Raw genomic sequence first — 12693 nt, 5'->3', positions numbered from 1 at the left:
AGCGCGGTCCTGAACGGGCCGCGCTTTTTTATATCGGCAGATAGGCCTGACCAGACATGACAACCACACCGCGCCCGCCAACCTTGACTCCGGCAATCGCATAGCGCGGGCCCAAAACCTCGACCTGCGCCTGTCCGGGGCGGCCCATGCCATGCCCTTGCTGCGCGACATAAGCAGGTTCATCGATCAACCCATTCGCCCAAAGATAAGAGGCCGCCGCCCCCGTGGCTGACCCGGTAAAAGGGTCTTCCGGCGGGCTGGGCGGGGCCAGCAAAAGCCGCGCAAAGCTATCACCCGCCACCGTCGCCCCCTCCAATGTGATCCAATAAGGTTCCATCAGATCGTCAGAGGACAGGCCCAAGTGGCGGCAATATTGCGCGAAACCGGCCTCGTCAAAACGCAGCGCCTCAACCGCAGCCCGGTCGCGCAGAACGGTAATGCAAAACGGCAAGCCGGTTGAAACAATCTGCGGCGGCGCGATAATGGCGTCGGGTGCCACGCCCCCGACCTGCGCCACAACATCAGCCGGCACCCGGACGCCGAACTCCGGTGCAACCTGTGTCATGGTGATCAAACCATCCGCCACATCCACAGCCACAATCCCCGCGCCGGTTTCCAGTGTCAGCGCCCCCTCGCCAATGATACCGCGGTGCAACAAAGCCGCGACAGTGGCGATGGTCGGATGCCCCGCAAAGGGAATCTCGCGGCTGGCCAGATAGTATTTCACCCTGAAATCAGCCACTTCGGACGGCCCGGTAAAGGTACATTCCACCAATGACGTTTCGCGCACATAGGCCATACAGGTCGCGTCCGGCAACACCGCGCCGCCATGCACCACCGCACAGCCATTGCCGCCAAAAGGCGCATCTGCAAAGGCATCTACCCAGTCGAAATCAAAAACCATATCCACTCCTATGCAAAAAGGGCCGCACCCATATGCAGCCCTTCAACGTCACTTTCATTCCGGATCTGACCGGATCAATGCACCATTACAGGCGCGTAATCATGTTCACGGGCCAGGGAAAACGCCAGCTTGCGATTGCCAACCAGCGCCAGTTGCTGACCATCTGCATCATGCACGGCATATAGATGTTCCAGACCTTCGGCCTGATCGCGCACCTCGCGGGGCAAATCCGTGACCAGAATGGATTTTACATATACGGTCCGGTCTTTCGCAGCCGCAACATTGGTTTCGGGGGTCATGTCTTGCATCGTCCTACCCTTTCTTAATCTTGATCGTTTGCACAACGGTCTCTGGCTTGGCGCGGGTCAAATCCACGTGCAGCAACCCATTTTCCATCTGCGCCTCGCCGACGTCCACACCGTCCGCCAGTACAAAAGACCGCTGGAACTGCCGCGCGGCGATACCGCGATGCAGGAATATCCTGCCTTCGCTGTCGTCCGCCTGCCGTCCGCGAATGACCAGCTGGCGGTCCTCAACTGTGATGGCAAGATCGCCTTCCGCGAACCCTGCAACGGCAAGTGTAATGCGGTAACTTAATTCAGAGGTCTGTTCGATGTTGAAAGGCGGATACCCTTCGTTACCGGTTTTGGCAGTGCGTTCCAGCACACGCTCCAGCTGTTCAAATCCCAACATGTGGGGATAAGAGGCTAACGTCATTTTCGTCATGCGACACGTCCTTACAATCTCAAGCGACAGTCATGTTCGGCCCCGTTATGGCGACCACTCTCATGAATATGGGGGCAGCTTGCCATTCGTGCAAGGGCTATGCGCAAGCAAGGTGAACGACTATGTTAGGCGAATAGACACTAATGGAATCATCCGGTTATGAATGCGCCCACCGATCTTTCGATGAAGAATGATGACGTTTTGCGCGTCGAACTCGAAGTGTTCCGCCGCGAACACCGTGATCTGGACGAAGCGATTTCTGCCCTGGCAGAACGCACAACAGCTGATCAATTGACGATTCAGCGCCTCAAGAAACGCAAATTGCGCCTGAAAGATCTGATTGCCCAGATCGAAGACCGCCTAACGCCTGATATTATTGCCTGAATGCAGGTCCTGCCCGGCCTGTCTGACAGACTGCATTGCCCCCCCGCGCAGTCTGGCTATAGTGCGCGTTCCTGATTTCCGAGCAAAGGCGCTGTTCACATGACCACACTTCCTGCCGGCCCGTCTGTTGGCATCATTATGGGCTCGCAATCCGATTGGGCCACAATGCGCGAAGCCGCAGTACTGCTGGACGAACTGGGCATCGCCTATGAAACCCGCATCGTTTCCGCCCACCGCACGCCTGACCGCCTTTGGACCTATGGCAAGACCGCCGTTGAACGCAGATTGCAGGTGATCATCGCCGGTGCTGGCGGTGCGGCCCATTTGCCCGGCATGATGGCATCCAAAACCCGTGTGCCCGTGATCGGCGTGCCTGTGCTGACTAAAGCCCTGTCAGGTGTCGACAGCCTCTATTCTATCTTGCAAATGCCAAAAGGCTTTCCCGTGGCAACCATGGCCATCGGCGCGCCGGGGGCTGCAAATGCGGGCCTGATGGCGGCGGGCATTCTGGCCCTCCAAGACACCGCCCTTGCCGCGCGTCTTGACGCATGGCGTGACGCGCTCAGCGCCTCCATTCCCGAGGAGCCCTCCGATGACTGATCCCCTTCCGCTTGGCAGCACCATCGGCATTCTCGGCGGCGGGCAACTGGGGCGGATGCTCTCTGTTGCGGCGGCACGTTTGGGGTTCAAGACCCATATCTTTGAACCCGGTGCCAACCCGCCCGCCGGCCATGTGGCCGACACGATCACCACCGCCCCCTACGAGGACGCCGAGGCCCTGCGCCGCTTTGCTGCGGCCTGCGATGTGGTGACGTTTGAATTTGAAAACGTCCCGACCGCCGCCCTTGATCTGATCGAGGCACAGGTGCCGATCCGACCGGGCCGCGAGGCCCTGCGCATATCGCAAGACCGGCTGACCGAAAAAGAATTCCTGCAAGGGCTGGGGCTGACTGTTGCGCCATTTGCCGATGTTGCAGACGCGCCCGCAATGGCCGCTGCGGTTGCCCAAATCGGTGCCCCCAGCATCCTGAAAACCCGCCGCTTCGGCTATGACGGCAAGGGCCAGGCGCGGTTGCGCACCCCCGACGATGCCGATCAGGCATTTACCGATATGAACGGCGCGCCCGCCATCCTTGAGGGTTTTGTCGATTTCACCCACGAGGTTTCCGTCATCGCCGCGCGCAGCCCTGCCGGCGATGTCGCCTGTTTTGATCCCGGCGAGAACGTCCACCGCGACGGTATCCTGCACACCACCACCGTACCCGCAACACTCAACGCATCGCAACGGATGGACGCGGTCCTGTTGGCCGCCAACATACTGAATGCGCTGGACTATGTTGGTGTTCTGGGTGTCGAGCTTTTCGTGACGCGTCAGGGGTTGATCGTCAACGAAATCGCACCGCGTGTGCATAACTCCGGCCATTGGACGCAAAACGGCTGTAGCGTGGATCAATTCGAACAACACATCCGCGCGGTCGCCGGTTGGCCCTTGGGGGATGGTTCACGCCATGCAGATATCGTGATGGAAAACCTGATCGGTGATGACATGGACCGCGTTCCTGAATTGGCCGCGCAAAAGGACACCGCCCTGCACCTCTATGGCAAGGCCGAGGTTAAAGCGGGCCGCAAAATGGGCCACGTCAACCGGATCACCCGATAAACCGCTCCGCGATCCCACCATTCATATAAGACACACGTCCCGCGACAAAAGTCGCGGCGACGCGCCGTGTCTGCGCATCAAGCACAACAAAATCGGCACGTTTACCAACTTCCAGACTGCCCCTGTCGGACAGGCCCAACACCGCCGCCGGCCCTGAGGAAATCAGCCCCCAAGCCGCCGGTAAATCCATCACCCCGGCATCCGCCAGCATCAGCGCGGCCCGGCGCGGTGACGGATAATGGTAATCCGAGGCCAAAGCATCACAATATCCCATCGCCAGCAAATCTATCGCTGAAAGATTACCGTTGTGCGACCCGCCGCGCACCACATTGGGTGCCCCCATCAACACCGGATCACCCGCCATATGGGCTGCCTCTGCGGCCTCCAGCGTCTCGGGAAATTCGGCAATCCGCACGCCCCGTTTCCGCCATGTCGCGCGGGTTTCGACTGTTGCGTCATCGTGGCTGCCCATGCGGATACCCGCCGCCGCCAGCCGTGGACAAAGCGTATCCAGCGCAGCCGGCACCTGCGGCCCCAGTGCGTGCAGATCCTTCATATAGGCATGGTGTTTTTCCGGGCTGCGCCGCGCCTTAAGCGCCTGTCCGTTTAACCGGCGCGGCAATTTTCCCGCATCCAGCCGATCATGCGGCAGATGATCGTTGAAGACCATATAGCGGATGTCCCATTCAGCCAGCCGCTCTGGAAGACCGTCATATAGTTCAAGCAGATGCGTCTCGAATCGCAATTGCGCCTGCAGATCTGTGACCAAAGCTGATTTGGTGTCGCGGATCGAGGCAAACACGCGTTCGGCAAAGTCCAGCCCGCGCATTCCGCCTTCCCAACTGACGAATTGCGCCAGCACAGCAGTGGTAATTCCGTTCGCCGCCAGTTCCGCCTCACAGGCAATCAAGCCCGCATCCAGCTGTTTCATCGCGCCGCGCCGCTGCGCCAGATGGCGTTCGAACCCGTCTCCGTGCAAATCAACAATCCCCGGCAGCACAAGGAACCCCGCCAGATCAACGCCGCGCCCAACGGGGGCATCGACCACCCTCCCCTCGGCAAAAGAAAACTGCGCCGCCTGCAACCCGTCTGCCTGCAACACCTGTGCGCCGGTCAAGTCAAGGTTTGGCATCCTCGCCCCCTTCTCCAAGTATGCAGCCCCCTTCCGGGCAACCGATAGAGTCCAGAACCCCATCGAACCACGTCATGCTCCGGTCAAATCTGCCGGTATGCAAAAATGCCATCGTCTGCGCGATCACCTGCGGATTATTCATCATAAACGTATGGGTCACAGGCAGAACAATGTGGTCCTGCATCCCCGCCAGCTTGGTCGAGGCAACAGAAACTTTGCCGTCATCCTGTCCGGGCAACTGAGACGAGAAATAGGGGTTCAATGATTGCGAACCGGCGATGATCCCCAACTGGAATGTCGCCGCCGGCAACCGCCGCGGCAGACTGTCCGCGCCCGTCCCCATCTGTTTTCCGGCGGGGCCGTTGATCCAGTCAAAGACCACAATGTCGCTCAACTGATCTACCACCTCACTGCCCTGATTTGGTGGTCCCAACATCACCACCCGTCCGACACGATCCGCGCCGACATCGTTCACCCATTGCCGCACAAGGATGCCCCCCATCGAGTGGGTGACAAAATCCACAACCGGCGTGCCACAGGCGGCAACAGCCGCGGGCACGGTTTCGCGTGTCAGCTCTTCTATCGGGGCTTCGGTCGACGGGTATCCCGGCCTCACAATCCGAAACCCATCCGCCTCAAGCGCGGCTTCCATCAAGGCAAAAGACGTCTCTGTGCGCGCAAGCCCATGCAGTAATACCACACAGCGGGCCTGCGCCGGAGTGTACTGGCAAGCGGTAATCCCAATAAAGGCTGCGAGAATGGAGAACTGGCGGATCATAGCCACGCAGATAGACCGAAACCCGGTCGGGTGAAATGCCGTCTGCGCATCAGAGGGTCGAAAAACGCGCGCATTTTTGCTGAAACCGCTCCAAATTCGGAAGATGCCAGCGCATCATCGGCACTATGCGCGCCACAGACCTGCAAGGCTCAGCGCTGTTCCTTGCGCGTATTGCGGGGTCCTGATCCGGTGACCGACCAGCCAATCCCGCCGACAACCATCAGCGTAGCAAACAGAACAACCGGCCCGATCTCCTCGTTCAGCAATACCGCCCCTGCAAGAATGGCAATGACCGGCACGCTTAACTGCACGATTGCCGCCGTTGCGCCCTGAATGCGCGGCAGTACCGAGTACCAAAGCGCATAGCCCAGACCCGAGGTCAGCCCGCCACACAGAATGCCCAATGCAATGCCTGTCGCACTAAAGGTCAAACCTGTGCCGACCAGCAGGATCAACAGGATCGGAATAGACAGCAAAAAGTTGGCCGAGGTGGCGGCCAGCGGGTCTTGGGCCGCGCGCCCGATGATCGAATAGGCCGCCCAGCCAAGCCCCGCAAAAACCATCAGTGCCGCTCCAATCGGATCGGCAACGCCACCCGGCCCAGGCCAAAGCGCGCATAACAACCCTAAAAATGCCACCACCCCACCGGTCAGCTGGCGCGAAGTTGGCCCGGTGCCGTGCAGCGCCCCATGCAGAAACATGCTCACCTGTACCACGCCAAAAAGGATCAGCGCGCCCAACCCCGCATCCAGCGTCAGATAGGCCAATGAAAACCCGACAAGATAAACCGCTAGACTAACCGCGCCCGGAATGCGCCGGCGGCGCAAGAGCGGCAGCCCGCCGCCGCGCAGAGAAATGATCATTCCCAGAACAAGCGCCCCCGAGATCACACGCACCAATGCAAAACCTGAAGGATCAATAAACCCGCCACCAATCGCCATACGGGTCAGAACCGAATTCGCCGCGAAGGCGATCATGGTAACAGTGATGGCGAGGAAAAGGCGCATATCTTGACTTAGCCCCTCTGCCCCACAACGCCAAGAGCCCGGACTTCACGAAAATCTGTTTGATCGGAACCAATGCTGCACCTCAGTGAAAGACAAAATCGTCCTCGTCATCCAACCCGGCCAGCAATGCATCAACATCGGCAACATCAAACCGGCTAATCATCTCGTTAAAGCGGTCATTGGCACCTGCCATGTTCCGGCGCACCATGGAAACAACACTGCTTTGCACGTCGCTGTCTTGCAGTGCTGCAACCAATCCCTGACGCACGAATTCGCGGTGCTGTGTCGCTTGCAACATCAACTGTTGCTGCTGCCGCGCCACTCTGACAGCGTTCAGCATGGCATCCCGCAGGCCTTCTGCATCCATCTCTTCCTTGGTCAGAAAATCGTGATAGCCGCCGCGCAGCGCCTGCACTGCGGTCTGGCGCGCGTCGTCCCCCGTGATCATGATCCTACCCGCGTCCTTGTTCCGCTCATTTTGCATAACGTGGTTCAGCGCCTGCATCCCGTCCCCAACCGGCAGACGGTAATCAATGAGGATCAGATCGTAATTCTGTCTGGCGACCGCCAGGTCCATTGCTTCGATGTTCTCGACCTCATCCAGATGGATGGACAATTCCGTTTTCCGACTCAGCCGCCGGATACGGGCACGGTCAAAGTTGCTGTCGTCCAACAGCAATGCCCGAATGTCATGGGGAACCGGAGGAACGCCGGGAAAGGAAGACCGGTTTTCTTCTGCACTTAGCATTGGGTAAATCCTTGGTTGATCTGCACCACTGCAAGATTGCGGATATTTCCTGCTTTATCTTTAACGGAACGCCCCAAGAGCGCCTCAATTGACTAAAATCAGCGGGGCTCACACCAGCCCGGTCAAAGGCAAACGCACTTCTGCAAGTGTACCGCGTCCGTAGGGTGAATCGGTAACATGGGCCGTACCACCATAAAGAGCGGCAATTTTTCGGACATTGGTAAGCCCCATCCCGCTCCCCTCAACCTCATCACGCGGACGCAGGGTACGCATCGCGCCAAAAACGTTCTCGCGGTATTCAAGGGGAATACCCGGCCCGTCATCCGCAACCGAAAGGACGGCCTCCCCCCCTTGAACGGCGCTGCTCACGACAATCTGACCAGAGCGTTTATCGTGATGTTTTAGGGCGTTACGGATCAATGCGTCAAACAGCGTCAGAATATCACGATCCCCCATAACGATGGCTTCACACTCAAGGTTCTTGATCACCTTGAACCCGGCAGGAAGCTGAATTTCCTCTAGCACCTGTTCAATGACCAAAGGCAGAATATTGCTGCGCACTTCCTGCATGCGGCCAACGCGCGAAAAGGTCAGCAAATCCACCAACATCCGGTCAAGGCGCCCGGTATGCCGGTTCATCAGTTCGATCGACGCCGCAACAGAGCCCTCAACCTTCACACCAGCCTCTTCAAGGTCCTCGACGATCCAATGTGGCAACTCAAGAAGGGCACGTACCGAGGCGCGGACATCGTGACTGATCAAATAGATGAAGTCCTCAATGTCCTGAGAGGAGCCAGTATGTGTCTCGGCGACCTGTGGGGATGGGGCGTTTTCGGAATTCATAGATACTCACCGCTGTCATGTACACCGACGCTACCATTGCCCCATTGATGGAACCTTAACGCAAGGCACAGACCAGCCCGACCCAAACCTGTCTGATACCTTCTGCGAAAACGACAAAAGGCCCCGAAGGGCCTTTTGCGTATCTTGCCGGATTGGCAGGATAAATAAGGAGAAACCCTTACATCATGCCGCCCATGCCGCCCATGTCTGGCATGCCGCCGGGCATACCGCCGGCTGCGCCTTCTTTGGAAGGTTTGTCAGCAACCATGGCTTCGGTTGTGATCAGCAGGGACGCCACAGATGCCGCATCCTGAAGTGCTGTACGCACAACTTTGGCCGGGTCAATCACGCCGAATTTGAACATGTCGCCATATTCTTCGACCTGCGCGTTGAACCCGAATGTCAGGTCGTCGCTCTCGCGGATTTTGCCCGCAACAACGGCACCATCGACACCGGCGTTTTCAGCGATCTGGCGCAGAGGTGCTTCCAGTGCCTTGCGCACGATGTTGATCCCGACGTTCTGGTCGTTGTTATCGCCTGTCAGACCGTCAAGCTTCTTGCCAGCCTGTACCAGAGCAACACCACCACCAACAACGATGCCTTCCTGAACAGCGGCACGTGTCGCGTTCAGTGCATCATCAACGCGGTCTTTGCGCTCTTTAACTTCGACTTCGGACATGCCGCCAACGCGGATCACGGCAACACCGCCAGCCAGTTTGGCAACGCGCTCTTGCAGCTTTTCTTTGTCGTAATCGGAAGTTGTTTCTTCGATCTGTGTACGGATCTGCGCAACACGTGCTTCGATCTCGGCTTTCTCGCCAACACCGTCCACAACAGTTGTCTCGTCCTTGGTGATCGAAACTTTCTTGGCGGAACCCAGCATGTCCATGGTTACGGACTCAAGCTTCATGCCCAGATCTTCAGAGATCACCTGACCGCCGGTCAGAATCGCCAGATCCTGCAACATCGCCTTGCGACGGTCACCGAAACCAGGTGCCTTAACAGCTGCGATTTTCAGACCGCCACGCAGTTTGTTAACAACCAGAGTTGCCAGCGCTTCGCCTTCAACATCTTCTGCGATGATCAGCAAAGGCTTCTGCGACTGGATCACCTGCTCCAACAGCGGAACCATTGGCTGCAAGGAAGACAGCTTTTTCTCGTGCAGCAGGATAATCGCGTCTTCCAGCTCAACAGTCATCTTGTCAGAGTTGGTGACAAAGTAAGGTGACAGGTAACCGCGGTCGAACTGCATACCTTCAACAACATCGGTCTCTGTTTCCAGACCTTTGTTTTCCTCGACGGTGATCACACCCTCGTTGCCCACTTTCTGCATCGCGTCTGCGATCTGACGGCCGATTTCTTTTTCGCCGTTTGCAGAGATTGTACCAACCTGCGCAACTTCGTCGCTGTCGGATACGGGACGGGCCGCTGTTTTAATCGCTTCAACAACTTTTGTTGTCGCCAGATCAATACCGCGCTTCAGATCCATCGGGTTCATGCCCGCTGCAACTGATTTCATGCCTTCTTTAACGATGGCTTGCGCCAGAACAGTTGCGGTTGTTGTACCGTCGCCTGCTTCGTCATTGGTACGGGAAGCAACTTCCTTAACCATTTGCGCGCCCATGTTCTCGAACTTGTCTTCCAGTTCGATCTCTTTGGCAACGGATACACCATCTTTGGTGATGCGCGGGGCACCGAACGATTTGTCCAGAACCACGTTGCGGCCTTTGGGGCCCAGGGTAACTTTAACCGCGTTTGCGAGAGTGTTTACACCCGTCAGCATTTTGTTGCGGGCATCGGTGTCAAATTTGACGTCCTTAGCAGCCATGTGTCTTCTCCATTTATATCAGAATTAAGCGTCGAACCTTGGGGCGGGCAGAACCCGCCATCCCCTAAATCAGGAGATGATCCCCATGATGTCGCTCTCTTTCATCATCAGCATTTCTTCGCCATCGACGGTAACTTCCGTGCCGGACCACTTGCCGAACAGGATTTTGTCACCGGCTTTTACGGCAGGTGCGATCAGCTCGCCGTTGTCTTTGCGGGCGCCTTCGCCAACAGAAACAACTTCACCCTCGGAGGGCTTCTCTTTGGCGGACTCGGGAATGATCAAACCACCAGAGGTTTTTTCTTCGCTTTCGGTACGCTTTACCAGCACGCGGTCGTGAAGCGGTGTTAATGCCATCTTTGCAGCTCCTTAAGGCTCAAAGTTTATTCCAAGCCTGCCACCCCTTCGTGGGGCATTCAGGCATTAGCACTCATCATCATCGAGTGCTAACGACGCATAGCTAGGCACACCGTATTCAGGAGTCAACCAAACCGTTTGAAAAAATTTTGCGTCAATCCGCGCCTAGAATACGCGCCGATGTCGCAACGGCATCTGCGCCGCTCTGGGCCAATCCGTAAATCCCGGTGTCGACCTTCTCGAACCAACCATAGTGGTTGTCACGCATCATCCGTGTCGCGTGCTGCACACCGGTCTCGCGCGCCACATCCGCGCCCCGGCAAGCACCCGCTTCAAAAAGATACACCGCCAGTTTCAGCGCATCCTGACGATAGGCTGTCACCAACCCGGCCCGCGTCTGGCCCCCGTCATTCGGATCCCCCTGCCGGCGCGCAAATTCGCGCAGCAACTGGGCTTGCCGCTTGGTGGATTTGCGCGGCGCATAGGGCCCCGGATCACAATGCACCTCGACCAACCCGTCTTTCAGCCGCACCGTGATCAGCCCCAATCCCAGCCGCCGTGCCAGCGCGGTGTTCTCCTTCACCGCCTTTGCAAAACGCTTGCCGGTCCCGCGCGCCACTGCCAGATACACATCGTCGCTGACCTTCAGCCGCGCGATACATTGGTGAAACAACGCCAGCGAAAACCCCAGCTTCAGCTCAACCACCACCGGCGGCTCGCCACCGCGGACAGCCACAACATCCGCCGCCCCGACCTCGGATTTCACAACATACCCCTGATCTTCCAGAAAAGACTTGATCGGCGGGTAAAGGTCAGTTTCGCGTGCAGTACTCATTTCGACAGATTGACCCATTTGCACGGCCAGTCCAACCCGCTAGTCTGCACAGATGACCCGTGATGAACTGAACACCTATTGCGCCTCTCTGCCCCACGCCACCCATGTGGTTCAATGGGGTAACTCGGATGTATATAAAGTGGGCGACAAATTGTTCGCCGTTATCGGAATGAGCGGGATCGACGCTGCCGTCACCTTCAAAGCCTCCGAAATGGCCTTCGAAATTCTCTCCGACAGCCCCGGCCTGCGCCCTGCACCCTATATGGCCTCGCGGGGGCTGAAATGGATTCAGCATTACGCCGAACCCGGCCTCTCGGATGAAAGTTTGCGCGACCATATCCGCGCCTCTTACGATATGGTTGTCGCCGGACTGACCCGTAAAAAGCGTGCGGCACTCGGTCTCTGACGCTGGGTCGTGACAAGCCTGTCAGCCGTGCATATAAGGCCCACGAACCGATCTCCCACGCAAGGACAGCTTTCATGACAACGCTCGTATTTGGCCATAAATCCCCCGACACAGACAGCACCGGCAGCCCGATTATCTGGGCGTGGTACCTGAACGAAGTTCTAGGTGTTGCCGCAAAACCGGTCCTGCTGGGTGAACCCAACACCGAAGCTCTGTTCATGCTGGAACACTGGAAGCTCGACAAACCCGAAATCGTCAGCGACGTGGCTGCTGGCACACCGGTTGTGATTGTCGACACCAACAACCCTGCCGAATTGCCCGCCGGCATCAACGATTGTGACATCAAGGCCATCATCGACCACCACCGCCTTGTCGGCGGGATCGAAACCAAAGGCCCGATCCACATGGTAATCCAGCCGCTCGCCTGTACCGCGACCATCATGTACAACATGATCGGCGCAAACTGGGCCAAAGCACCGACCGCTGTCAAAGGTGCCGCCCTGTCCTGCATCCTGTCCGACACGCTGGAATTCCGCAGCCCGACCACCACCGACGAAGACAAAGCCGTCGCACAGGCCATCGCCGCCGAACTGGGTGTCGATGTTTCCGCCTATGCTGCCGATATGTTCGCGGCCAAATCCGACGTTTCGGCCTTCTCCGAAGAAGAACTGCTGCGCATGGACAGCAAGGAATTCGATCTCGACGGCACAAACCTGCGTGTCTCCGTTCTTGAAACCACATCCCCCGCCCCTCTGATGGCGCGCAAAGATGCGCTGATGGCGGCGATGCCTGCCGTTGCAACTGCGGATGGCGCAGCCGAGGTGCTGTTGTTCATCGTCGACATCCTCAAGGAAGAAGCGACGCTGATGGTGCCCAACGACACCGTCAAATCCATCGCCGAGAAAAGCTTTGGTGCGACTGTCAGCGGCGATCACGTGGTCCTGCCCGGCATCATGAGCCGCAAAAAGCAGATCATCCCGAACCTCAAACTCTGAGTTCAGACCGCACCCGAAAGGGTGCATGGGGGGTGTACAGGAGGTGTACGCCCGGTGCCCCCCGTTTTTCGCTGCTCCACAGCTCCAGAT

16 protein-coding genes are annotated in these 12693 nt (G+C 57.9%); 5 read left to right on the top strand and 11 right to left on the bottom strand.

The window, feature by feature from the left end:
- Window positions 1-28: 28 nt before the first annotated feature.
- The 3 genes from HKX44_RS14600 to HKX44_RS14590 form a co-directional block, all read right to left on the bottom strand.
- Window positions 29-904 (bottom strand): PhzF family phenazine biosynthesis isomerase, encoded by an 876-nt coding sequence (locus HKX44_RS14600; RefSeq protein ID WP_276152095.1) that lies wholly within the window; start codon window positions 902-904, stop codon window positions 29-31.
- A 74-nt stretch (window positions 905-978) separates the two neighbouring features.
- Window positions 979-1203 carry a DUF1150 family protein gene (locus HKX44_RS14595; protein WP_276152264.1) on the bottom strand — a complete coding sequence of 75 codons (225 nt, stop codon included), beginning with the start codon at window positions 1201-1203 and terminating at the stop codon, window positions 979-981.
- Between the two features lie 13 nt (window positions 1204-1216).
- Entirely contained in the window at window positions 1217-1630 is a 414-nt protein-coding gene (locus HKX44_RS14590; RefSeq protein ID WP_276152094.1) for an Hsp20 family protein, read from the bottom strand.
- Between the two features lie 159 nt (window positions 1631-1789).
- On the opposite strand from HKX44_RS14590, the gene HKX44_RS14585 reads away from it, so the two are divergent.
- The 3 genes from HKX44_RS14585 (at window position 1790) to HKX44_RS14575 (ending at window position 3674) form a co-directional block, all read left to right on the top strand.
- Window positions 1790-2014 carry a DUF465 domain-containing protein gene (locus HKX44_RS14585; protein WP_276152093.1) on the top strand — a complete coding sequence of 75 codons (225 nt, stop codon included), beginning with the start codon at window positions 1790-1792 and terminating at the stop codon, window positions 2012-2014.
- Window positions 2015-2152: 138 nt separating this feature from the next.
- Entirely contained in the window at window positions 2153-2614 is a 462-nt protein-coding gene (gene purE / locus HKX44_RS14580; protein WP_276152263.1) for a 5-(carboxyamino)imidazole ribonucleotide mutase, read from the top strand.
- Window positions 2607-3674 carry a 5-(carboxyamino)imidazole ribonucleotide synthase gene (locus tag HKX44_RS14575; protein ID WP_276152092.1) on the top strand — a complete coding sequence of 356 codons (1068 nt, stop codon included), beginning with the start codon at window positions 2607-2609 and terminating at the stop codon, window positions 3672-3674. The genes purE and HKX44_RS14575 overlap by 8 nt, the downstream gene beginning before the upstream one ends.
- Here the strand turns inward: HKX44_RS14575 and HKX44_RS14570 are convergent.
- From HKX44_RS14570 to HKX44_RS14535, 8 genes are all read right to left on the bottom strand, one after another.
- Window positions 3664-4806 (bottom strand): alpha-D-ribose 1-methylphosphonate 5-triphosphate diphosphatase, encoded by a 1143-nt coding sequence (locus HKX44_RS14570; RefSeq protein WP_276152091.1) that lies wholly within the window; start codon window positions 4804-4806, stop codon window positions 3664-3666. The two genes, HKX44_RS14575 and HKX44_RS14570, sit on opposite strands and share 11 nt — an antisense overlap.
- Window positions 4793-5584 carry an alpha/beta fold hydrolase gene (locus HKX44_RS14565; RefSeq protein ID WP_276152090.1) on the bottom strand — a complete coding sequence of 264 codons (792 nt, stop codon included), beginning with the start codon at window positions 5582-5584 and terminating at the stop codon, window positions 4793-4795. The genes HKX44_RS14570 and HKX44_RS14565 overlap by 14 nt, the downstream gene beginning before the upstream one ends.
- A 149-nt stretch (window positions 5585-5733) precedes the next feature.
- Window positions 5734-6591: a DMT family transporter gene (locus HKX44_RS14560; protein WP_276152089.1), complete on the bottom strand. Its 858-nt coding sequence runs from the start codon at window positions 6589-6591 to the stop codon at window positions 5734-5736.
- A gap of 82 nt (window positions 6592-6673) precedes the next feature.
- Complete coding sequence (locus HKX44_RS14555) at window positions 6674-7339, bottom strand: response regulator (protein WP_276152088.1); 666 nt, start codon at window positions 7337-7339, stop codon at window positions 6674-6676.
- Window positions 7340-7447: 108 nt separating this feature from the next.
- Window positions 7448-8182: a HAMP domain-containing sensor histidine kinase gene (locus HKX44_RS14550; protein ID WP_276152087.1), complete on the bottom strand. Its 735-nt coding sequence runs from the start codon at window positions 8180-8182 to the stop codon at window positions 7448-7450.
- Between the two features lie 178 nt (window positions 8183-8360).
- Window positions 8361-10010: a chaperonin GroEL gene (groL, locus tag HKX44_RS14545; RefSeq protein WP_276152086.1), complete on the bottom strand. Its 1650-nt coding sequence runs from the start codon at window positions 10008-10010 to the stop codon at window positions 8361-8363.
- 69 nt (window positions 10011-10079) lie between these two features.
- Complete coding sequence (locus HKX44_RS14540; RefSeq protein WP_276152085.1) at window positions 10080-10367, bottom strand: co-chaperone GroES; 288 nt, start codon at window positions 10365-10367, stop codon at window positions 10080-10082.
- 154 nt (window positions 10368-10521) lie between these two features.
- Entirely contained in the window at window positions 10522-11202 is a 681-nt protein-coding gene (locus HKX44_RS14535; protein ID WP_276152084.1) for a DUF2161 family putative PD-(D/E)XK-type phosphodiesterase, read from the bottom strand.
- Window positions 11203-11254: 52 nt separating this feature from the next.
- Here HKX44_RS14535 and HKX44_RS14530 point away from each other — a divergent pair, with 52 nt between their 5' ends.
- Both HKX44_RS14530 and HKX44_RS14525 read left to right on the top strand, forming a co-directional pair.
- Window positions 11255-11608, top strand: a complete 354-nt coding sequence (locus HKX44_RS14530) for an MmcQ/YjbR family DNA-binding protein (RefSeq protein WP_276152083.1) — start codon at window positions 11255-11257, stop codon at window positions 11606-11608.
- 74 nt (window positions 11609-11682) lie between these two features.
- On the top strand, window positions 11683-12603 hold the full coding sequence (locus tag HKX44_RS14525; RefSeq protein WP_276152082.1) for a manganese-dependent inorganic pyrophosphatase: 921 nt from the start codon (window positions 11683-11685) through the stop codon (window positions 12601-12603).
- Window positions 12604-12693: the final 90 nt, after the last annotated feature.

Origin of the sequence: Sulfitobacter sp. M05 (assembly GCF_029285175.1) — a bacterium.
GTDB lineage: Bacteria > Pseudomonadota > Alphaproteobacteria > Rhodobacterales > Rhodobacteraceae > Sulfitobacter.
This window is presented reverse-complemented; position numbering and strand designations above follow the sequence as displayed.

Coding starts and splice junctions, on each gene's coding strand:
- HKX44_RS14575 (WP_276152092.1), top strand. CDS start 2,607: ATGACTGATCCCCTTCCGCTTGGCAGCACCATCGGCATTCTCGGCGGC.
- HKX44_RS14600 (WP_276152095.1), bottom strand. CDS start 904: ATGGTTTTTGATTTCGACTGGGTAGATGCCTTTGCAGATGCGCCTTTT.
- HKX44_RS14555 (WP_276152088.1), bottom strand. CDS start 7,339: ATGCTAAGTGCAGAAGAAAACCGGTCTTCCTTTCCCGGCGTTCCTCCG.
- HKX44_RS14535 (WP_276152084.1), bottom strand. CDS start 11,202: ATGAGTACTGCACGCGAAACTGACCTTTACCCGCCGATCAAGTCTTTT.
- HKX44_RS14560 (WP_276152089.1), bottom strand. CDS start 6,591: ATGCGCCTTTTCCTCGCCATCACTGTTACCATGATCGCCTTCGCGGCG.
- HKX44_RS14590 (WP_276152094.1), bottom strand. CDS start 1,630: ATGACGAAAATGACGTTAGCCTCTTATCCCCACATGTTGGGATTTGAA.
- purE (WP_276152263.1), top strand. CDS start 2,153: ATGGGCTCGCAATCCGATTGGGCCACAATGCGCGAAGCCGCAGTACTG.
- HKX44_RS14540 (WP_276152085.1), bottom strand. CDS start 10,367: ATGGCATTAACACCGCTTCACGACCGCGTGCTGGTAAAGCGTACCGAA.
- HKX44_RS14565 (WP_276152090.1), bottom strand. CDS start 5,584: ATGATCCGCCAGTTCTCCATTCTCGCAGCCTTTATTGGGATTACCGCT.
- HKX44_RS14595 (WP_276152264.1), bottom strand. CDS start 1,203: ATGACCCCCGAAACCAATGTTGCGGCTGCGAAAGACCGGACCGTATAT.
- HKX44_RS14550 (WP_276152087.1), bottom strand. CDS start 8,182: ATGAATTCCGAAAACGCCCCATCCCCACAGGTCGCCGAGACACATACT.
- HKX44_RS14525 (WP_276152082.1), top strand. CDS start 11,683: ATGACAACGCTCGTATTTGGCCATAAATCCCCCGACACAGACAGCACC.
- HKX44_RS14585 (WP_276152093.1), top strand. CDS start 1,790: ATGAATGCGCCCACCGATCTTTCGATGAAGAATGATGACGTTTTGCGC.
- HKX44_RS14530 (WP_276152083.1), top strand. CDS start 11,255: ATGACCCGTGATGAACTGAACACCTATTGCGCCTCTCTGCCCCACGCC.
- HKX44_RS14570 (WP_276152091.1), bottom strand. CDS start 4,806: ATGCCAAACCTTGACTTGACCGGCGCACAGGTGTTGCAGGCAGACGGG.
- groL (WP_276152086.1), bottom strand. CDS start 10,010: ATGGCTGCTAAGGACGTCAAATTTGACACCGATGCCCGCAACAAAATG.